This window comes from Mesopusillimonas faecipullorum (assembly GCF_020539505.1).
Lineage (GTDB): Bacteria > Pseudomonadota > Gammaproteobacteria > Burkholderiales > Burkholderiaceae_B > Mesopusillimonas > Mesopusillimonas faecipullorum.
Genome location: NZ_JACDXW010000004.1, coordinates 314,070 through 334,998 on the forward strand (window position 1 = coordinate 314,070; position 20,929 = coordinate 334,998).

20 protein-coding genes are annotated in these 20,929 nt (G+C 56.1%); 13 read left to right on the top strand and 7 right to left on the bottom strand.

What is annotated here, in order from left to right; translation table 11 throughout:
• Positions 1-117 precede the first annotated feature (117 nt).
• Entirely contained in the window at positions 118-297 is a 180-nt protein-coding gene (locus H0484_RS09765; protein WP_226954379.1) for a hypothetical protein, read from the top strand.
• A gap of 308 nt (positions 298-605) precedes the next feature.
• Positions 606-815: a cold-shock protein gene (locus tag H0484_RS09770; RefSeq protein ID WP_226954380.1), complete on the top strand. Its 210-nt coding sequence runs from the start codon at positions 606-608 to the stop codon at positions 813-815.
• A gap of 196 nt (positions 816-1,011) precedes the next feature.
• Here the strand turns inward: H0484_RS09770 and H0484_RS09775 are convergent, their stop codons facing one another.
• Together H0484_RS09775 and H0484_RS09780 are read right to left on the bottom strand one after the other, a co-directional pair.
• Positions 1,012-2,091 (bottom strand): adenosine deaminase, encoded by a 1,080-nt coding sequence (locus H0484_RS09775; protein ID WP_226954381.1) that lies wholly within the window; start codon positions 2,089-2,091, stop codon positions 1,012-1,014.
• Positions 2,092-2,105: 14 nt separating this feature from the next.
• Positions 2,106-2,483 carry a DUF423 domain-containing protein gene (locus tag H0484_RS09780; protein ID WP_226954382.1) on the bottom strand — a complete coding sequence of 126 codons (378 nt, stop codon included), beginning with the start codon at positions 2,481-2,483 and terminating at the stop codon, positions 2,106-2,108.
• Between the two features lie 201 nt (positions 2,484-2,684).
• Here H0484_RS09780 and H0484_RS09785 point away from each other — a divergent pair, with 201 nt between their 5' ends.
• Genes H0484_RS09785 through H0484_RS09810 form a run of 6 tightly spaced genes read left to right on the top strand, consistent with a single transcriptional unit; the run spans position 2,685 to position 10,016 of the window.
• Entirely contained in the window at positions 2,685-3,215 is a 531-nt protein-coding gene (locus H0484_RS09785) for a thermonuclease family protein (protein ID WP_226954383.1), read from the top strand.
• On the top strand, positions 3,212-5,425 hold the full coding sequence (locus H0484_RS09790) for an ABC transporter substrate-binding protein (RefSeq protein ID WP_226954384.1): 2,214 nt from the start codon (positions 3,212-3,214) through the stop codon (positions 5,423-5,425). Before H0484_RS09785 ends, H0484_RS09790 begins: the two co-directional genes overlap by 4 nt.
• Entirely contained in the window at positions 5,422-6,402 is a 981-nt protein-coding gene (locus H0484_RS09795) for an ABC transporter permease (RefSeq protein WP_226954385.1), read from the top strand. The genes H0484_RS09790 and H0484_RS09795 overlap by 4 nt, the downstream gene beginning before the upstream one ends.
• Positions 6,403-6,422: 20 nt before the next feature.
• On the top strand, positions 6,423-7,883 hold the full coding sequence (locus tag H0484_RS09800) for an ABC transporter permease (protein WP_226954386.1): 1,461 nt from the start codon (positions 6,423-6,425) through the stop codon (positions 7,881-7,883).
• Positions 7,880-9,562, top strand: coding sequence for an ABC transporter ATP-binding protein (locus H0484_RS09805; RefSeq protein ID WP_226954387.1), 1,683 nt, complete (start codon positions 7,880-7,882; stop codon positions 9,560-9,562). Before H0484_RS09800 ends, H0484_RS09805 begins: the two co-directional genes overlap by 4 nt.
• Positions 9,563-9,578: 16 nt before the next feature.
• Positions 9,579-10,016 carry a MarR family winged helix-turn-helix transcriptional regulator gene (locus H0484_RS09810; RefSeq protein ID WP_226954388.1) on the top strand — a complete coding sequence of 146 codons (438 nt, stop codon included), beginning with the start codon at positions 9,579-9,581 and terminating at the stop codon, positions 10,014-10,016.
• Between the two features lie 82 nt (positions 10,017-10,098).
• On the opposite strand, the gene H0484_RS09815 is transcribed toward H0484_RS09810, so the two are convergent.
• A complete protein-coding gene (locus H0484_RS09815) occupies positions 10,099-12,645 on the bottom strand; it encodes a penicillin acylase family protein (protein WP_226954389.1) in 2,547 nt (848 codons plus the stop codon).
• A 279-nt stretch (positions 12,646-12,924) separates the two neighbouring features.
• Complete coding sequence (gene argF, locus H0484_RS09820; RefSeq protein ID WP_226954390.1) at positions 12,925-13,863, bottom strand: ornithine carbamoyltransferase; 939 nt, start codon at positions 13,861-13,863, stop codon at positions 12,925-12,927.
• Positions 13,864-13,977: 114 nt separating this feature from the next.
• Here argF and H0484_RS09825 point away from each other — a divergent pair, with 114 nt between their 5' ends.
• The 4 genes from H0484_RS09825 (at position 13,978) to H0484_RS09840 (ending at position 15,843) form a co-directional block, all read left to right on the top strand.
• Positions 13,978-14,286 (top strand): DUF3579 domain-containing protein, encoded by a 309-nt coding sequence (locus tag H0484_RS09825; protein ID WP_226954392.1) that lies wholly within the window; start codon positions 13,978-13,980, stop codon positions 14,284-14,286.
• 9 nt (positions 14,287-14,295) lie between these two features.
• On the top strand, positions 14,296-14,718 hold the full coding sequence (locus H0484_RS09830; protein ID WP_226954393.1) for a hypothetical protein: 423 nt from the start codon (positions 14,296-14,298) through the stop codon (positions 14,716-14,718).
• Between the two features lie 120 nt (positions 14,719-14,838).
• Positions 14,839-15,333 carry a copper chaperone PCu(A)C gene (locus tag H0484_RS09835; RefSeq protein ID WP_226954394.1) on the top strand — a complete coding sequence of 165 codons (495 nt, stop codon included), beginning with the start codon at positions 14,839-14,841 and terminating at the stop codon, positions 15,331-15,333.
• Between the two features lie 9 nt (positions 15,334-15,342).
• Positions 15,343-15,843, top strand: coding sequence for a copper chaperone PCu(A)C (locus tag H0484_RS09840; protein ID WP_226954395.1), 501 nt, complete (start codon positions 15,343-15,345; stop codon positions 15,841-15,843).
• A 71-nt stretch (positions 15,844-15,914) separates the two neighbouring features.
• Here the strand turns inward: H0484_RS09840 and H0484_RS09845 are convergent, their stop codons facing one another.
• The 3 genes from H0484_RS09845 to H0484_RS09855 form a co-directional block, all read right to left on the bottom strand.
• Positions 15,915-16,886: a 2-hydroxyacid dehydrogenase gene (locus tag H0484_RS09845; protein ID WP_226954396.1), complete on the bottom strand. Its 972-nt coding sequence runs from the start codon at positions 16,884-16,886 to the stop codon at positions 15,915-15,917.
• Between the two features lie 156 nt (positions 16,887-17,042).
• Entirely contained in the window at positions 17,043-17,309 is a 267-nt protein-coding gene (rpsT, locus tag H0484_RS09850; protein ID WP_226954397.1) for a 30S ribosomal protein S20, read from the bottom strand.
• Between the two features lie 223 nt (positions 17,310-17,532).
• A complete protein-coding gene (locus H0484_RS09855) occupies positions 17,533-18,750 on the bottom strand; it encodes an amino acid aminotransferase (RefSeq protein WP_226954398.1) in 1,218 nt (405 codons plus the stop codon).
• A 115-nt stretch (positions 18,751-18,865) separates the two neighbouring features.
• On the opposite strand from H0484_RS09855, the gene uvrB reads away from it, so the two are divergent.
• On the top strand, positions 18,866-20,893 hold the full coding sequence (gene uvrB / locus H0484_RS09860) for an excinuclease ABC subunit UvrB (protein ID WP_226954455.1): 2,028 nt from the start codon (positions 18,866-18,868) through the stop codon (positions 20,891-20,893).
• Positions 20,894-20,929: the final 36 nt, after the last annotated feature.

The window sequence follows — 20,929 nt, forward strand, 5'->3', positions numbered from 1 at the left end:
TGGTTTCAAAATAGGCGCTTGCGCGGAAAGCTGTTTTTTTGTACAGTATAAAAACACTGTATGAATAAACAGCTTTTGTGCGTATAGAGGCAAAAGCATCCACTCCCGAGGTGAGCCATGCAAACCCAGCGTTCCCAGTCTCGCGGCAAATGGCCGTTTCCACCATCACCGCAGCCGCGCCGCCAGCAAACCGGGCGCCTTACCCGCGGCGCCATGTTGGCCGATGTCGTGTTGGTCATGGTGTGGGGGGCAAGCATTCCTGGCCTTATGTGGTTAGGTGCCGCAGGTGGGTTTTAGCGCCTAAAATTCAGTCTGGTCTGCTTAGATTTTCAGGGGCTGTTGCATACCTTTTAGTTGGGGTTTTCCCTTGGCACATAAGCTTTACAGGGCTATTACGGTTGCTTAGGCGACACAGCAAGGCATAGCAATGCAATATCTGCTTGACGCTTAACACTGACAAGGCCTATAAACATCTTGGCTGGATTTTCAAGTTCGTTGAAGTTAGTACAAGTCAGTACCCGTTTAGTACTTTTTTGCGCCGATCTTTGCTCTTGAAGTCTCGCTGTAGGGCGCTGTTGCCCTGTCTTTTATTTGGAACGCAAAAAATGCAAACTGAAACCGGTATCGTCAAATGGTTCAACAACGAAAAGGGCTACGGCTTCATCAAGCCTGAGTCGGGCGGCAAAGACTTGTTCGCTCACCACTCCGACATCATGGGCACGGGTTTCAAGACCCTGGAAGAAAACCAGCGCGTGTCTTACGTGGCTGCCGAAGGCCAGAAAGGTCCTCAAGCCAAGTCCATCCAGGTCATCTAAGCCTGTCGGACCAAGCCTTATCTAGCCACTGAATCCAGATTCAGTCGGGGCAACATAAATCGTTTAATCGCTAGTTGCACACCCGATAAGATAAGCAAAAACTAAAACCGGGCCCACCATAAAGTGGGCCCGGTTTTTTTTTGGGCTTTTATTCGTAAATGCAGCCCTGGTGGGCGCAGTTTCCAAGGGGGCTGGCTTATTGGGGCATGGCCTGAGATTCAGCGTAATATTGCTGGCAGTAGGTTTCCAGTTCATCCAATAATGCTAGTTTGCGGGCGTCTGGTAAAAACGATGCGGAAATACTGTTGCGTGCAAGTGTTGCTAGCTGCGGTGCCGTAAGGTTCAGCGCTTGTGCGGTTGCCAGATAATTCTCTACCAAATAGCCGCCAAAGTAAGCCGGGTCGTCGGAATTGATTGTGACGCATAAACCCAGCCGCAAAAGGCGCGCCAGGTTGTGCTGGTCTAGCTCATCCACCACCTGCAGTTTCAAGTTGGAAAGCGGACAGACCGTAAGAGGCGTACGCTGATGAATCAGGCGCTGCAGCAGCGCGGGGTCTTCTTCGCTACGAACGCCATGATCTATGCGCTCCGCCTGCAAAACGTCCAAGGCGTTGCGCACATATTCAGCGGGGCCCTCTTCGCCGGCGTGGGCCACAAGCCGAAACCCCAGTGTGCGGCAACGCTCGTAGACACGAGCAAATTTTTCGGGAGGGTTGCCACGTTCTCCTGAGTCCAGCCCCACGCCTATCCATAAGTCTAGATAAGCTTCTCGCAGCGGCAGGGCTTGTTCCAGCGTGACCAGGGCATCTTCTTCGCTGAGGTGGCGCAAGAAGCTGAGCAGCAGATAAGCACTCAAGCCCCAGCTGTCTCGCGCCTCTCGCAGCGCTCGGGCTAAACCGGCAAAAACCGTAGAGATGTCTACGCCTCGTACGGTGTGGGTTTGCGGGTCAAACATGATCTCGACATGCCGAACCCCTTCGGCGCGCATACGCAGAAGGTAAGCCATGGTCATGTCGTAAAAATCCTGTTCGGTGATCAGTACGCCTGCGCCTGCGTAGTACAGGTCGAGAAAGGACTGCAGATCGGTGAACTGATAAGCGTCGCGTAGCGCTTGTACCGAAGGGTAGGGCAGCTGGATGCCATTGCGCTCGGCCAAGGCAAAAATCAACTCGGGCTCTAGGGTCCCTTCGATATGCAGATGCAACTCGGTCTTGGGAAGGCCGAGGACGAAGGGCCGCAGGTGATGCGCCTGGGCAAGGGAAGGCGTCTGAGTCATAAGGGGTTCCTGGGTTAATGGGCGCGCCAAGCCGCAAGGGCCAGCAGCAGCCATCCTATGATAAACATGACACCCCCTAACGGTGTGATGGCGCCCAGCCACTTGGTGCCGCTAAGCGCCAGCACATATAAACTGCCGCTGAAAAAAATGATTCCAACGAACATCAACAGGCCTGCCCAGCCCAGAAGGCCGTCGGAAAAACTGCGGCCCATGAAAGCCGCTATCGCCAGCATGCCAAGCGCATGAATCAGATGGTAAAGTACACCGGTTTGCCAAATCTGCAGCATGTCGGTCGTTAGGATGCGCTTGAGCCCGTGCGCCCCAAAGGCGCCAGCGGCAACACCCGCGGCTAACGCTAATGCGGCAAGGATAATAATAGGGCGTTCGGTCATGATGGCCACCAAAGATAAGACAAACAGCCAGAGTTTTAGCACGAATGCTAAAGCTTGGTAGAGACGGCAGGCCGCGTCAACATTCGAAGGATTGCAAGAATGTCGAGTAGTCAGCGTAGGCGGCAAACTGCAGTTTTGCCGAGTCGACAAGAGAGGGCTTGGGCCCGTGTTTGGCATGGGCTAGTGTGCGCAGCCGCGTTCATGCTGGCAACGGGGGGGCTACCCGCTCAGGCCAAGCAGGCAGCGGCCCAAGAAACGCCTCATTATGCTTTCACCTTAAAGGGAAAAGTGGTCAGCGTAGCCGATGGCGATACCCTGACATTGCTGGTGGGTAAGCGCCGAGAGAAAGTGCGGCTGGCCAGCATAGACGCGCCCGAAATCAAAAAAGACGGGGCGCGCTTGGGGCAAGACATGGCGCAGCAGTCGCGCAAGGCGCTGGCCGATTTGTTGGCAAGTCAAACTGTGATTGCGCAATGCTTTGAGCAAGATCGCTATCAGCGTAATATTTGCGACGTGATGCTGCCTGATGGTTCCAGCGCCAATCAAAGGCAAGTTGCAGCGGGCATGGCGTGGGCCAATATGGAAAAGCGAGGCCGGTTCTTGCGTGATGCCAGTTTACCCGCCCTTGAGCGGCGGGCCCGCCGTGATCGTTTAGGCATCTGGCAACGCAGCGACGCTATTGCACCTTGGGTTTGGCGTTATCAGTGCTGGCAGTTGGGGCAATGCTCATGAGGCGGCTAGGCTTATTTGCGCTAACCTTGTTGTTGGGGCTAGGACTGACAGCCTGCTCTGACAGGGCGGTCAATAGCCCGCATCCAACAGGTGCGGAAGCCGGTAACACCCTGTTCACGGCCTTCTCGCAACGTTCGCCTAAAAACCTAGATCCCGCAAAGTCTTACTCTAGCGACGAAACGCCGTTTACTTATTCCATTTACGAGCCCTTATATCGTTACGAATATCTGGTGCGGCCTTATCAGCTGGCGCCGCGTTTGGCCCAAGAGGTGGTTAAACCTGTTTTTTATGATGCGCAAGGGCGCCAGTTAGCGGAAGATGTCTCAGGCGATAAAGTCGCCATCAGCGTTTACGATATTCCCCTTCGCAAAGGGGTGCTCTTCGAGCCGCATCCTGCTTTCGCACTGGATACCAACGGCCATCCCGTCTATTGGCCTATCACGCCCGAGCAACTGGCAGGCAAGTACTCCATTGCGGACTTCCCCGAAGTGGGCTCGCGCGAGCTGACCGCTCACGATGTCGTCTTTGCGTTTCGGCGCTTGGCCAGCCCCAAGGTAGTCTCCCCCGTGTTTTCCGTTATGGCCGAGCACCTTGAGGGCATGCGTGAGTACAGCGAGCAGCTAAAGCAGGTTCTCGAAAGTGATGCCAGCCAACCGCACTGGGCTGTTCTGCAAGAGCTGGGGTTCCCCGGTGTTCAGGCGCTGGATGACCATACCGTGCGTTTCCGTGTTTTGGGCAAGTACCCTCAGTTCAAGTACTGGCTGGCCATGACCTTTGCCGCGCCTGTTCCTTGGGAGGCAGAGCGTTTTTATGACCAACCCGGCATGTTGCGGCATGGTCTGTCGTTGAATACCTGGCCAGTGGGTACCGGGCCTTATCGCCTGATAGAGTCCATTCCTAACCGTCGGCACGTACTAGAGCGTAATCCTAACTTCCGTGGGGAGCCTTACCCTTGCCACGGAGAGTTCGAGGATGCGTCGGCCGGGCTCCTGAATGATTGCGGTAAACCTACGCCTTTCATAGACCGCATTGTCTTTACCCTGGAAAAAGAAAGCGTGCCGTTACTGGGCAAGTTTTTGCAGGGTTACTACGATGTACCTGCAGCCCAAGACGCCGACTATGGCATTGCCCTCACCGTGGCGGCGGGGGATTCCCCCGAGAAAGCACAACTATACGAAGACAGGGGCTTGCAATTGCTGACCAGTACCGAGGCCAGCATTTATTACCTGGGTTTCAATTGGTTGGACCCTGTCGTGGGTCGGGGCGACACTCCCGAGCAGCAAGAGCGCAACCGTAAGCTGCGCCAAGCGCTAAGCATTGCCTTTGATTGGGAGCAATACATTTCCATCTTCCTGAATGGTCAGGGCGATGTGGCGCATGGGCCTGTGCCGCCGGGCATATTGGGGCATCATCCCTTGCCGGAAGGGCGTAATCGGTTGGTGTACGAGCTGCTGGATAACGTGGCCTCACGTCGCCCCATCGAGCAGGCACGCCAGTTGCTGGCCGAGGCCGGCTATCCCGACGGGCGTGATGCCCGCACCGGGCAGCCCCTGTTGCTGTATTTTGATTCGGCTGGGGGTATGGGGGCCAGCGCCAGCCTGGACTGGATGCGGCGTCAGCTGAAACAGCTGAATATCGAGTTAGAGATTCGTGCCACGGATTACAACCGCTTCCAAGACAAGATGCGTACCGGTTCCGCCCAGATGTTTATGTGGGGGTGGATGGCGGACTACCCCGATGCCGAGAACTTTCTTTTCTTGTTGTATGGCCCGAACGCCAAGGCGGTGAATGGCGGAGAGAACGCCTCCAATTATCAGAATGCCGAGTTTGATCGCCTGTTCGAGCAAATGCGGTTTCTGGATGATGGGCCCAAGAAGGAAGAGCTGGTACGCCGCATGGTGGCGATCGTACAAAACGACATGCCGTGGATGTTTGGTTTTCTGCCGCGTTCCGGCGGAGCCTACCAGTCTTGGGTGCGTAATGCACGGGCGACGCAGATGGTGCGTGACAATTTGCCGTATCTACGGCTAGAGCCCAAGGTTCGTACCGAAAAAATTCAGCAGTGGAACCAACCCTTGTGGTGGCCACTCTGGGGCGTGGCAGGGATTTGCCTGCTGGTAGCCGGCTTGGCCTGGTGGGCCGCGCGGCGCCGTGAGAAAGCCACGGGGCTTTCGGCGCAAGCCAATCATAACGCCGGAGAGTCGCCATGATTACGTACATTTGCCGCCGTCTGGCGTATGGCGTATTGGTGCTGCTAGGGGTCAATATTCTGACCTTCCTGCTTTTTTTTACCGTCAACACACCCGACGACATGGCACGCATGGCGATTGGGGGGCAGCGTATCAGCCAAGAGGCCGTTGAGCGCTGGAAGCTTGAGCGCGGATACGACAAGCCCTTGTTTTTCAATACCCAGGCTGCCGGTGGCGATAAGCTGACAGACACCATTTTTTATGAGCGCTCGCTGCCTTTGCTCAGGCTGGATTTCGGCCTCTCGGATGCGGGGCACGATATAAGCCACGAAATACGCCAGCGTATGGGGCCCAGTCTGGCATTGGCCTTGCCCACTTTTATATTGGGGCTGGGAGTATGCATTGCCTTTGCGTTCTGGCTGGTGTTTTTCCGCTATACGGCAATAGATTTTGCCGGCGTGGTGATGTGCGTGGTGTTGCTATCGATCTCGGGGCTGTTTTATATCATCGCCGGCCAATGGCTGTTTGCAAAAGTATTGCGCTGGGTGCCTTATTCCGGTTTCGGCGAGGCCTGGTGGGACAGTCTGAGGTTTCTGGCCTTACCTGTGCTGGTGGCCATCATCAGCAGATTGGGAGGTGAAGCGCGCTTCTATCGCACGTTATTTCTCGAAGAAATCAACAAAGAATATGTGCGTACGGCCCGCGCCAAAGGCTTGGCCGAGCGCGTGGTCATGTTCCGGCATGTCTTGCGCAATGCCATGTTGCCTATCTTGACCGGGTCGGTATCCGCCATTCCCTTATTGTTCATGGGCAGTTTGATTGCAGAGTCCTTCTTTGGTATTCCAGGGCTGGGCAGCTACACCATAGATGCCATCAATGCCCAGGATTTTTCCATCGTAAGAGCGATGGTGTTTCTTGGGTCGGCGTTGTATATCGTGGGCCTTATATTGGCCGACGTTTCTTACACCTTGGCTGACCCGCGTGTGCGTTTTGAATAATTCTCGACAGGCCTAAACCCATGCCCAAGTTCACCTTGCTCTGGACGGATGCCTTCATATTGGGTCTGGCTGTCGCACTTTGTGTGTATGCCATCCATGTCGCACGCAGGCCAAATTTGCGCCGCGTGTGGAGTACGGTTGCCGCCGACGCACCGGCCATGTGTGCCAGCGTTATTTTGACGGTTTTTTTCTTGGTGGCGGTGCTCGATTCCATTCATTACCGTCCTGTTATTCCGCCACAAGAGGGTGAGGTCGCTAGCGAAACCAAGTATTCGCCCGTGGTGCGCTCGGTGCTGGACGACCTAATGGGCTTGACGCGCATGGGTAGCCCCGAAAACACGTATTCCGCCCCTTTATCTTTGTATCAATTCACCAAAGAAACGCAATGGGTTAACGGCGAGGCACAGCGCGTATACCCGCGGCTTCTCAATGCCGGGCTAGGGCTGCAAAACGATGAGCAGCGCGCTGAGGACATTCAGGCGCGAGTGCTTCAAGGTTTGCTTTTCGGGGCCGTGGCGGCTGTGTTGTTGGCTGTGCTGTTAACGCTGGCGCATTGGCGCGCCAGCGGCTCCATCTGGCGAGCTTGGCTGTCTTGGTGGCGAGCCGAGTCGGGCATACGTTGGCGTGCCATCTGGCTTACCTGGCTGTTGCTGTGCCTTATCGCTGGCGTCGGGCTGGCGCTTGCGGGTAACTATCATGTTCTGGGAACCGATAGAACCGGCAATGATGTATTGGGCCTGTCTTTGAAAGGGCTGCGAACCGCTTGGGTAATTGGAACGCTGACCACGCTGGCCATGTTGCCCCCGGCGCTGCTGTTTGGAATTTCGGCCGGCTACTTCAAGGGGCGTGTCGATGATGTCATTCAATATGTTTACACCACGCTGACCTCTATTCCAGGCGTCTTGCTTATTGCGGCTTGCGTGTTGATGATGCAGGTTTACATTGATACCCATCCCGACTTGTTCCCAACCATGGCCGCACGCGCCGATCTGCGTTTGTTCTTGCTGTGTGTGATTCTTGGGCTTACCGGGTGGGCAGGGCTATGTCGCATGTTGCGCGCCGAGACGCTCAAGTTGCGAGAGCTCGAATACGTGCAAGCGGCCAAAGCCTTTGGCGTGAGCCATCTGCGGATTATGTTGCGGCATCTTTTGCCCAACCTCATGCATATTGTTTTGATCACAGCCGCTTTGGAGTTCTCCGGTCTGGTGCTTTACGAGGCTGTTCTATCCTACTTAGGTATAGGCGTGGATCCCGCTACGCCTTCGTTTGGCACCATGATTGATGCCGCTCGTCTTGAAATGGCTCGCGACCCTATGATTTGGTGGAGTCTTTTGGCTGCCTTTACTTTCATGTTGGCCTTGGTGCTGTCGGCCAACCTGTTCGCCGATGCTGTGCAACGTGCCTTTGATCCTCGTGCTCGACGTATCAGGGGCCGCTCGGTTTTGCGTTCCCGCAAGCAGCAAGTAAAGGGGGCGGCATGAGCACCAATTCCGTGTTGCTGCGGGTGCGCGATCTTTCCATAGAGGTGGAAACCGACGAGCGCGTCATGCAGGCGGTAAACAGTCTGAGCCTATCCGTTTCGCGTGGGCAGACCTTTGCTTTGGTAGGGGAATCGGGCAGCGGTAAAAGCATGACGGCATTGGCCTTGTTACGTTTGCTGCCCGAAGCTGCGGCGGTAACAGAAGGCTCAGTCGAACTGGACGATACCGAGCTTCTGCGCCTACCCGAGGCAAGTATGCGAGCTGTGCGCGGGGGGCGCATAGGCATGGTGTTTCAAGAGCCGGCTTCGTGCTTGAACCCGGTTTTAAGCATAGGTAGTCAAATCCTTGAAACCGTGCACGCACATACCCCCTTGCGAGGGGCTGCGGCTCGCGAGCGTGCTGCTGCCTGGCTTGAACGAGTAGGCATAGAAGAGCCGGAAAAGCGCCTGAACGATTATCCCTTCCAGTTTTCTGGGGGACAGAAGCAGCGCATCATGATTGCCATGGCTTTGGCCGCCGAACCCAGTCTTTTGATTGCGGATGAGCCCACCACAGCCTTGGATGTGACTGTGCAGGCGCAGATTCTGGAGTTGTTGCGAAGCATTCAACAAGAGATGGGTTTGGCCATGCTGCTGATCACCCACGATCTTGCTGTAGTGAGGCAGGTTGCTGACTGGGTTTCCCTCATGCGGGGCGGAGAAATACTGGACACTTCTCCTGTGCCCGAGTTTTTTTCGGCGCCACGTCATCCTTATGCTAGGCAGTTGCTCGCAGCCATTCCCACCTTCGACAAAAGAGGGCAGCGCCTGAGCGTGCAGCAGGCAGAGCCGGCTAACAATGCCTCGCCGGTGGTTTCCAAACACACAGATGCTAAAGAGCAGGCTCAATCCCTGCTGTTGCGGGTCGAAGGCTTATCGGTGGCTTATGAGCAACGACGTTACGCCGGTTTGGTGCGCACCAGCGTGCCGGTTGTGCACCACGTTAGCTTCGAGCTGCATGAAGGAGAAACATTGGCTCTGGTGGGGGGCTCAGGTTGCGGTAAAACCACGACTGCCAAGGCCTTGCTAGGCTTGCTGGATAAAAGTGCCAAGCTTGGCGGCCAGGCTTGGCTTTCGGGGCGGCCTCTGGTGGATGCAGACAAGCGTGCCAAAAGAGTCATGAGACGTGCCATGCAGGTGGTGTTCCAAGACCCTTATGCCTCTTTGAACCCGCGTATACGAGTGGGTGAGATTCTGGCTGAGGGCATGCGCGCGCTTAAGCCCGCTTTAAGCCACCCCGAGGTGCAGCGCCATGCGGCGCAGTGGATGGAAAGGGTAGGGCTACCTGCCGATGCGCTGCAGCGTTATCCGCACGAATTCTCGGGTGGGCAGCGCCAGCGTATTGCCATTGCTCGCGCCTTGGCGGTTGAGCCCGCCTTACTCATTCTTGATGAACCTACCTCGGCTCTGGACGTCTCAGTGCAGGCGCAGATTCTGGAGTTGCTGATGGATCTGCAGCGCCAATATCGCATGGCGTATTTATTCATCACCCACAATTTCGGTGTGGTTGAATACATGGCCGATAGAATGGCTGTCATGCATGAAGGCCGTATCGTAGAGCAGGGCCTCGTCGAGTCGGTCTTGCGTCATCCCGAGCATTCGCAAACACGAGCCTTGTTGGCAGCGGTGCCAAGGCTATAAAACGAGGTAGTTCGTCATGGAAAAAAGCTCGATCGGTCTGGGGCGTCTGGATAAGTTGTTGGGCTTTAATATCCGCCTGACTTACTCATACTTTATGGTTAACTGGGCTCGAGAAGTTCAGCCCTTGGGCTTGACGCCGCTAGAGTTCACGGTGCTGGCGGCGATAGATGCCAATGAGGCCGTGTCGGCCATGGATATTTCCAAACGACTGAACATTGCCATGCCAAATGTGGTGGCACTGGTTACCAAAATGTCCAAAGCAGGGCACGTGTGCCGCGATAAGGACAAATCCGATGGGCGACGGCAGCTGTTGACCTTGACGCCTTCGGGGACGGAGCTAGTGCTTGCCATAGAGCAAGCCATCATCAAGGCGGATGCCGCCCTGATTAGTAAATTGACGCCCGAGGAAGCCAAGGAGTTCATGCGTTTGCTTAAGCGTTTGCAACCCTATTAAGAGATCGCTGTGTGCCAATAGAAACAGGCCCCGAACCTGGCTTGCGCCAGATTCAGGGCCCGGTTCTACTCCCCCCAGGAGTCTAGCGCTCTACATTAAGCGTTTGGGTGCTAACTGCTTGGACGTCGTTCAAGCTGCCTGGCTTGAGTTTGAAGTCGCCGTACAACTTCAACTGATCTTGATAGTGTGGGCTGGCCGACCCATCGGGAGCGACGAAGCCACTTTGTCCGGGTGCGATGACGTCCGCGTAATCCAGTTGATTCCCTTTGAAAGTCACCATGTGGTTGGCGGTGCCGCGTGCCATTTCGGCAGGAAGCGATACGGCCTGGTCTGCGGTGTTGACGGTAACGCCGCCAATGGCCCTGACCCCGAAGGTATGAGGGATAAGCGGAGACAGCCAGTCGTTGAGGGTGGCATGTCCAAAACGAGCGGTCAGGTCTTGCACGGAATCAGCCATGACCCGGTTGATGACGTCATTGCGGCTTTCGCCATTAAGGAAGTCATAGTTCTGGGCAACCGTGGCTTCTTCACCCAGCAAGGCGTTTAGCGCGACGTTAACGCCTATGGATGTAGAGGCCGCCGACGCGTTTCTATACTGTGCCCAATAGGCGTCCGGCAAATCGTCGCGCAAAGCGGCTTCTACCAGTTTGGGCAGCCAGGTACGGAAGATGGTGTAGGCAGCAGAGTCGTAGACACCCGTTTCAGCATTGGGGTGGCTGTAGCCGTCCCAGTCAGCCAAGACTTCGTAAACTGGTTTAAGCGGGTCACCTTCAGCCAAGGCCTGACTGGCTTCTGCCAGCAGGGGCTTGAAGTAGTTGAAGTTGACTTCTGTGTGCGAAACAATCTCGTTGGTTTCGTGGAATTCCTCTAAAGTCAGCTTTTCCTTTCGGTTGACGGCGTTGTTGATAACATTGACGTGGTGAGCTCGGCCCCAGAACTGGTAGTCAGCGTTATCCCACGAAGCACTGACTTTGTTGTTCCAGTTAATGATCTCGCCCGACTCGGGGTTCAAAACCTTAGGCTGCTTGGAGAAAGGTAGTGCACCCAGCCAATCGGCGGAACCATCGCCTGGCAACGGTAAGCGGAAGTCGTGGCCTGAAGGTTTCTCGACGAACGCCCCTAAGTAGGCTGCACCGATGTTGTTATCGGCATCCACGTAATACCAGTTAAGCGAAGCTGCGATTTTGCTGCCTTGTTCCAGATACTCTTGCCAGTTCTGTGCCTTGTTCATTTTGGACCAAGCAATCAGCGTGCTCACTTCCTGACCGACCCAAGTTCGTCCCCGTGCATACGCTACACCTTGAGCCTCGTCGAAGCTGTCGATCTGGCCGTAATGGCTGGACAGAAACTCCACCGAGACATCGTCAGCACCCTTGACGGAAATCGTTTCGGTGCGTTTGGTCAAATTGCGCCAGCCGCCATTGTGGCGGTATTGCATGGGGTTGTTGGGATTGATTTGCAGTTGGAAAATATCGACTGTGTCACCGAAACCTACAGTCACGCCCCAACCGATTTTGTCGTTAGCACCCCACATGATCATAGGGAAACCCCAGTGGCTGGTACCCACGGCGTTATAGCCTGCGCCATGCAAACCTACACCAAAGGCGTTGGTGGGGTTGTTGTTGCCATATTGTGGGCCGATGTAAAGGGCGGCTTGGCCTTCTTCTACTCTGTCGCCGTTGAGTAGCCAAGTATTAGAAGCGCGCGGAAAATAATCAGGTCCAGTGCCTCCATAGTTTTCCATTTCAGCCGCAAGAGTTTCATTAATAACTTCAGGTGACACTCGCTGCACTAACTTTGTTGGAGCTTGGCTTGCTCCTTTTGGTAACAGGGCTGCGACGGTGGTTTTCGCCCATGTCGCCAAATCGTTTGTCCAAGAGGCAAGTGAGGTGCCAGCTTGACGGGGCTGCCCTAGTGCGACATTAGTGATGTCGGACTCTTTTATGCTGGTGGGCGAGGCAGGGTCATTCTTCCATCGAAGCTGGTCAAAAATATTTTTGCCTGTTTGTTCGCCGTGTCGTTGCTGTAGGGCGCTGAGTAAACCGAGGTTGGCGACTTCAGAATTAGAGTCGGCGAAATTGGCCAAAGAGCCGCGGAAGTATGCTGCGACCAGATCCAAAGCGGATATAGGTGTGGGAGCAATGCCAAAGTCTGAAAATTGCTTGGGCATTAGGCTATCGGGTGCGGCAAGCACTTCCTGCAGACGTTTGTTGTATCCGTCGGCCCAGCCAACCAGAATATCGCGGTCTGCCTTGGGCAGCTCGTCGATTTGCTGTTGCAAAGTCTTGGCATCATAGGCTTTGCGAGCAGCCTTATCGGCTTCAATGTAATCGGCACCCAAGGCTTCGGCTGTGGTGCCGCGTGCCATGCGCTTGATCATTTCCCATTGGAACAGGCGGTCTTCAGCCACGGCATAACCCATGCCATAGAAAAGGGAATACGTGTCTTCTGCGTAAATGTGCGGGGTGCCGTACTTGTCGCGCTTGATGGTGATTTCGGAGGCTTTTGGAGGGTCTGTGGGATCACTGGCGTTAGAATCATCGCCGCTGCTTCCGCCGCACGCGGCCAGTAAAGCGGTGCAAAGCAGTGTGGCGCAAAGCAAATGTGGCTTGCCGGGGTGGGAATGCATGCTGATGTCTCCGAATATTGATGGTTCTCGCGCTGAGCAGGTCTTGTTTTCTTTACGCGAGCCGCCCGGACTAGGGGCGCAAGAATATTTTAGTTATGAGTCATCACAATTTATCTCGAGATTAACCCTAGGTTTTTGGTCGTATTTGTATCAATAGATATCTAATGCAGTTTTTTTGCGGGGACGAAAAAATGCCGCCCATGGGCGGCATTTAGAGAGCATGTGGCGGTACGTAAATGGGATGCCTTAGACTAAGGCTGCTGGCGTACCTGTGTTTTGTTACAACTGGCCCAGCAACAAAAACTCCATAAGTGCTTTTTGTACGTGCATGCGGTTTTCGGCTTCTTCCCACACCACGCTTTGTGGGCCGTCTATGACTTGAGCGGTGACTTCTTCGCCACGGTGGGCCGGCAAGCAATGCATGAACAAAGCCTCGGGGGCGGCGGCAGCCATCATCTCAGCGTCGACGCACCAGTCAGCGAAGGCTTTGCGCCTGGCTTCGTTCTCTTCTTCGTAACCCATGCTGGTCCAGACATCCGTGGTAACCAGGTGGGCGCCTTGGCAAGCCTGCATGGGATCATCGAACTGCTTAAGGACGTGTGGCGCAAGTTGTCCAATACGGCTGGATTCCAGACGATAACCAGCGGGGGCTGATACGTGCAAGGTAAAACCGAGCTGTTCGGCGGCCTGCAACCAGGTATAGGCCATGTTGTTGGCGTCACCCACCCACGCGACCACCTTGCCTTCCAGGCTGCCACGATGCTCGATATAGGTGAAGATGTCTGCCAGAATCTGGCAGGGATGGAATTCGTTGGTGAGGCCGTTGATGACGGGCACGCGAGAGTGTTCGGCAAAGCGTTCAAGACGGGTTTGCTCGAAGGTACGAATCATGACCAAGTCGACCATGCGCGATACAACGCGGGCCGTGTCTTCAATGGGCTCAGAACGACCTAGTTGCGAGTCGCCGGTGGTGAGATGGATGACCGCCCCGCCCATCTGATACATGCCGGCCTCGAATGAAACCCGGGTTCGCGTGCTGGCTTTCTCGAATACCATCGCCAGCGTGCGGTCGTGCAAGGTGCGATGCGGTTCGTAATGCTTGAATTTCTCTTTGATCAGGCGGGCTCGATCAAGCAGATAAAGAATTTCGGCCTTGGAAAAATCGTTGAACTGCAGAAAATGGCGCAGCTTGGGGGCATTGATGCTGGCGGAAGACATGAGGTGCCTGTGAGTTGGGTGGCGAAACGTGTAGAGGGTAACAGTATCATATACAATCGAGTGTTGTGTCAGGAAGCGGCTCGCAATAGTGGGGCCATCGGAACTTTAGGCGTCATGTCGGAGAAGCAGCAGCTGGTCATTTTGGGGTTGACCCAGTCAGGTGAACGTTTTCGACCCAGTGATTGGGCCGAGAGGTTGGCCGGGGTGATGTCCCGCTTTAAGCCCCCAGGCTTTGATGCTGGTCCTTTGGCATATTCGCCATATGTGGTTCCTTCCTATTTCGAAGGGGCTCGGTGTGTTGTTGTCGATCATCGATTACGTGAGCTCGAACCCCTGGCTTGGCGTTTTGTCTGTGGTTTTGCGCAAGACAACCATTTGCAAACCCGCGAGCTACCACCGCAGGAACCCTCCAGCCCAAGCTGATTCGCATCCATGCCCTTTATTGCACGGCCACTGCTTAGACTGATCTCGCTTTCAGCCAGTACATGGGTGCTGGGGCTGGCCATGTTGGCCATGGCTTGCCGTGTTGTATTGCCGGCTGGATATATGCCTGGGGCAAGCGGCGAGTTGCAATGGCTAACGCTTTGCTCGGGGGCCGGCCAAACCCGTGTGGTGGCGATTGCCCTTTTCAATGCTCACAACGACACTGGCCAAGACGACAGCGCCGCGCAGCCGCTGCATTGCGTCTTCGCGGCTCAGCTGGCGGCACAGGCTTTGCCGCCGCACACGGCTTGGGTATTTGCCGAGCCTTCTCTGTACGGCGTGGCATGGGCCCCAGGCGAGTCTGCTGTCGCATCGTTCACAAGAAAAATAGGTTCCCCTTTGGGCGCTCGTGCGCCCCCGATGGTGGTTTAAGTTTTCAGCTTGAACCTTATGACGCATGGCCGTGCCAGGCATGCGTTCCCTTGAGTTATACACCTGAACGCCTGACCCCTAGGGCAGTAGGCAAATCAGGTGTGCCATCGGAGCAATACCATGAAATTTCTTAACAAAACCGCATTTGTCCTTGCTGGTTGCACGCTGGGCATGGCTCATGCTTGGGCTGATGTCCACGTAACTGATCCGTGGGCGCGCGCCACAGTGCCTGGCCAGCCGGCTTCAGGTGTTTTCATGCAGTTGAAATCGGATACGGATGTCCGCTTGCTGGCGGCTGAGTCTCAAGCTGCCCAGAATGTGGAGATCCACGAAATGGCCATGCAAAATGACGTGATGCGTATGCGTCAGATTCAAGACTTGGCTTTGCCTGCCGGCGAAACCGTCACCTTGGCGCCCGGCGGCTATCACATCATGCTCTTGGGCTTGGCTCAACAGCTGAAAGAGGGCGAGCACATCAGTGTCACGCTGGTGTTCGAGCAAGATGGCAAGCGCGAGACCCAGACGCTGAGTGTGCCCGTCAGAGCCCTGACACATGGGGGGCACGGCTCTGCTCCGGCTGTGCAGGGGCATGGCCATGCGCATGGCGCTCACTGAGAGCGCAGCATGATAAGCAAGCAATTAACAGTGTGGCTGGCGAGTTCCGTGTTTGCTGTCGGGGCGGCGCAAGCCCATGATCATGGCGGACATCATCATGGGGCTGGAGTGGCCCCGTCTTCCGACGAGCCGCCGTTAGGGGTCAAGATAGAAGATTGCTGGATTCGGGCCTTGCCTACCCATCTACCTTCGGCTGCCTACTTCAAGGTTCGCAATGAGTCGACCGCACCCATCACCTTGTCCGGCGTCCAGACTGATGCATTTGCCCACGCTATGCTGCACGCCAGTCGAGACGAGAATGGCATGGCGAAGATGATGCATGCCGAGCCGATAGTCATCCCCGCGGGGGGCGAGTTTGCTTTTAAAACCAGCAATGGCTATCACGTGATGCTGGAGCAAGCTCGGCAGGCTCTGGAAATGGGCAGCTCCCAGACGCTGAGCTTTCTTTTCGACAGGGGTGGTCCTTTGTCGGTTGATTGCATAGTCAAGCCGCCATCAGCGTTAGAGTAAGTGGCAAGTGGCATTTTTACGGCACAGGCACGTAGCGCGCCGGTGCCGTAAATCTGAGTGCAACGCTGGTGTCAGGGCTGAACTTCAGTGAGTAAACGCCCCGAGCGTGCGTAGGCGCACAGATTATCAAGCTGCAGGGCCACCATGGCGCTACGGGTTTCGATGGTGGCGCTGGCAATGTGGGGCAGCAGTGTGGCGTTATCGGCCTGTAGCAGCCCAGCAGGCACATGAGGCTCATCTTCGAAAACGTCCAGACCTGCCCCTGCGATGATGCCTTGCTCCAAGGCTTGTGCCAGGGCCTCTTCGTCGACGACGGATCCTCGTGCGATATTGATGAGAAAACCTTCAGGCCCTAGAGCCTGAAGTATCGGCATGTTTATCAGGTGCCGAGTCTGCTCGCCGCCCGTGGTGGCAATCACAAGAATGTCTGCCCATTCTGCCAGCTCGGGCAGGCTTGCGGCGTACTCGTACGGGCATTCGGGTCTAGGGTTGCGGTTGTGATAACGTACGGGCATGCAGAATCCCTGCGCGCGAGTGGCGATGGCCTGTCCGATACGGCCGAGCCCGACAATACCCAGGCGCTTGCCTGTTACACGATGCCCCATGGGGAGTGCCGCCAAGCGGCTCGTCCACTGCCCCGAGCGCAAATAACGTTCGGCTGCCCCCATGCCTCGCAAAGTGCTTAGGATCAGACCCCATGCAAGGTCGGCAACGCAGTCGTCTAACACGTCGGGGGTGTTGCTAACCTTGATGCCGCGCCGCTTGGCATGAGCCACGTCGATATTGTCGTAGCCGACACCCAGATTACAGATAGCCTGCAATGCAGGAAACTGGTCGATGAAAGCCGCATCTACAGGAATAAAAGCGCTGGTGGCCAGCACTTGGGTTCTGTGTCCATGAGCAGCGATGCAGGCAGAGGCATCGGCGGCTTGCCAAAGTGGTACGACTTCGTAAGCGGCTTGCAGACGACTCAGGCTATCGGGCGGTGCGCTTGGGGGCAGGGCAAAGCACTGCATCAGCACCGGTAGGGCGGTATCGCTCATGATCGAACTGTGCTCCGAATAAAGTGTTGCAAACGGACAACGACAAAAACCCCGCTTTTTTAAGGGCGGGGTTTTAGCATCAAGCGTAAGACGGCAACTTAAAGGCCGGCAAACGCTAGGCCAAACGGCACGGGGCCGATGGCTGAGCAAGCCTTATCAGGCAGCCAGGGCCTTGATGGCAGCCGACAGGCGGCTCTTGTGGCGAGCAGCTTTATTCTTGTGGATGACGTTTTTGTCGGCCACGCGATCGATGACGCTGCTAGCTTTGTGGAAGACTTCGTTGGCGGCAGCTTGGTCGCCGGCGGCGATAGCTTGGCGAACGCGCTTGATGGACGTGCGCAGCATGGAGCGCAGGCTGGAGTTATGTTTGTTGCGGGCAACCGCTTGACGGGCGCGCTTACGAGCTTGGGCTGAATTGGCCATGGTATATGTAAAGTGCTGAATCTATAAACGGAGTACCGCGCCCTGTACGGATACTGCCGCAAGCCAGTGGGCGCAAAACCAGAACCCACAGACCGTTGTTTGCGCCTTGGGTGTTTATTGCAAGCATGGTGCTTTCAATATTGGCCCAATGGTTGCCTATGCGGGCAATAAAGCCGTATAGGGTGTGCGCAAGCCTTATGGCCTGTGGCAAAAGACAACTATTTTATGCTGCCCCGCTCGTTTTGTAAACCTGAGCGACAGATTGTGCAACATAGTCGAGATTATTGGGGTTAAGCGCCGAGACGCAAATGCGCCCAGTGCCTACGGCGTAAATGCCGAATTCGTTGCATAGCCTGGCGACTTGTTCTGGGCTCAAGCCCGAATAAGAGAACATACCGCGTTGGCTAAGGATGAAACTGAAGTCTTGCTGTACGCCAAGAGCGGCTAGCTTGCTGACCAACTGGCCGCGCATGTCGCGAATGCGGTTGCGCATCTGGGCGAGTTCTTGCTCCCAGAGCTGGGCGAGTTCGGGGGTGTTGAGCACCGTGGAAACGATGGCGCTGCCATGTGTGGGCGGGTTGGAATAGTTGGTGCGTATGGTGCGCTTGAGCTGGCTGAGTACCCGTGCGCTTTCGTCGGCGCTGGTGGTAAGCAGAGTCAGGGCGCCTACGCGCTCGCCATACAAAGAGAAGGATTTCGAGAAGGACGAACTGATCACCACATTGATGCCCAGACCGGCGAACAGGCGTACGGTGGCGGCGTCTTCTTGCAGGCCGTCGCCAAAGCCTTGGTAAGCCATGTCGATGAAAGGCAGCAGGCCGCGTGACTGAACGACCGCCGCAATGCGCTGCCATTGTTCGGGGGTGGGGTCGACGCCGGTGGGGTTGTGGCAGCATGCGTGCAGGACAACGATGGTGCCGGCTGGCAGCGACTCAAGGTGCTTGACCATGCCCTCGAAATCCAGGCCGTGGGAGTCAGCGTCGTAATAGGGGTAGGTGCCTACGTTGAAGCCTGCGCGCTCGAAGATGGCGCGGTGGTTTTCCCAGCTGGGATTGCTGATGACCACGTCAGCTTGCGGCAACCATTGACGCAGGAAGTCGGCGCCTATTTTCAGGGCTCCCGTGCCGCCCAAGGTTTGCACGGTGACGGCGCGGCCTTCGGTGATGGCGGCGTGATCGCTACCCAACAGCAAGGCTTGCGCGGCCTTGTTGTAGGCCGGGGCGCCGTCGATGGGCTGATAGCCGCGGGGGCGCGGCGTAGCCAGCAGGCGGGCTTCGGCCTGTTGTACGGCTTGCAGCAGCGGTAGGCGACCGTTTTCGTCGCCATATACGCCTACGCCCAGATTCACTTTCTGGGTGCGGGTATCAGCATTGAATTGTTCGGTAAGGCCAAGAATAGGATCGCGGGGGGCGAGTTCGACGGGAGCGAAAAGAGATGACATGTGTCGGCTGGGAGAGGGTGGGAAGGTGCAGGCCGTGCGCGAGAAACAGCGGGCCTGATAAATGTGATAATAAGGGGTTAACCCTGCCTTGTCCAGAAACGAGCGGCCCGCCTATATGTCCGATACCGTGCCCGGATTTACCCGTTACCCCAACAGCCCCTTCGAGCTCTACCAGCCTTATCCGCCGGCTGGTGATCAGCCAAGCGCCATCGAGGCCCTCACCGAGGGGGTGGAAGACGGGCTCATGTTCCAGACTTTGCTGGGCGTGACGGGATCCGGCAAAACCTACACCATGGCCAATGTCATTGCGCGCACAGGGCGCCCGGCTTTGGTGTTGGCGCCCAACAAAACTTTGGCCGCCCAGCTCTACGCCGAGTTCCGGGAGTTCTTTCCCAATAACGCGGTGGAGTATTTCGTTTCTTACTACGATTACTACCAGCCCGAAGCCTACGTGCCTTCGCGCGACCTGTTCATCGAGAAAGACTCGTCCATTAACGACCACATAGAGCAGATGCGTTTGTCTGCCACCAAAAGTTTGTTGGAAAGGCGCGACACCATTATTGTGGGTTCGGTGTCTTGTATCTACGGTATCGGTAACCCAGGCGACTACCACGCCATGGTGCTCACCCTGAGGGAGGGCGACCGTATCGGTCGACAAGAGCTGCTGGCGCGCCTGGTTTCCATGCAGTACGAACGTAACGACATCGATTTCGCGCGGGGTACCTTTCGTGCTCGCGGCGAGATCATCGACATTTTCCCTGCCGAGCATGCGGAACTTGCCGTAAGGGTGACGATGTTCGATGACGAAATTGAAACGCTGGAACTCTTTGATCCGCTGACGGGCAAAATCAGGCAAAAAGTGCTGCGTTTTACGGTCTTCCCGCGTTCTCATTACGTGACGCCGCGAGAAACCGTTTTGCGCGCCATCGAGAGCATCAAGCTTGAGTTGCGCGAGCGCTTGGCCGAACTGACTCATGCGGGTAAATTGGTTGAGGCGCAACGCCTAGAGCAGCGCACCCGTTTCGACCTCGAAATGCTGCAAGAGCTGGGTTTTTGCAAGGGCATCGAGAACTACTCGCGCCACTTGTCGGGGGCGGCTCCAGGCGAACCACCACCTACGCTTATCGACTACCTGCCGGCCGACGCTTTAATGTTCATCGACGAAAGTCACGTCACCATCGGCCAGGTCGGCGCCATGTACAAAGGCGATCGCTCGCGCAAAGAGACCTTGGTCACCTTCGGTTTTCGATTGCCCTCGGCGCTGGATAATCGTCCTCTCAAGATGGAAGAGTTTGAGCAGCGCATGCGTCAAACCGTATTTGTGTCTGCGACGCCCGCTGCCTACGAAAAGGACCATGCGGATCAAGTGGTCGAGCAGGTGGTCAGGCCCACGGGTTTGGTGGATCCCTTGGTCGAAGTGCGTCCGGCGGCGACTCAAGTAGACGATTTGCTTGGTGAAATCAAGCTGCGGGTGGCGCAAACACAGCGCGTATTGGTGACCACCTTAACCAAGCGCATGGCCGAGGACCTTACCGACTACCTAGGCGAAAATGGGGTGCGAGTGCGTTATCTGCACTCTGATATCGATACGGTAGAGCGCGTTGAAATCATTCGGGACCTACGACTGGGGGCATTCGATGTGCTGGTTGGTATCAACCTGTTGCGCGAGGGTTTGGATATTCCCGAAGTTTCACTGGTCACGATACTGGATGCCGACAAAGAAGGTTTCCTGCGCTCAGAGCGCAGTTTGATTCAGACCATAGGGCGCGCTGCGCGTAACCTTGATGGCAAGGCTATTCTCTATGCCGATGTCATCACCGACTCCATGCGTCGTGCCATGGGGGAAACTGAGCGTCGGCGCATCAAGCAGATCGCTTTTAACGAAGCGAATGGAATTGTCCCCAAAGGCGTCAACAAGGCTGTGCGGGAGCTTATCGACGGGGTCATGGCGGCTCCTGCCGGCCCAGCACAAGAAGCGCCCATCGATATCGAGGTACTGGGCGACGATAAAAAGCTGGCTAAGGAAATCCGTCGCTTGGAAAAGCAAATGCAAGATCACGCGCGCAACCTGGAGTTCGAGCAAGCGGCACAGGTGCGCGACACCCTGCAGCGCTTGAAACAGCAGGCTGTGCTTTTGGGCTGATTTCGGACAAAAACACCAACCGTCGTTTTTTGACAA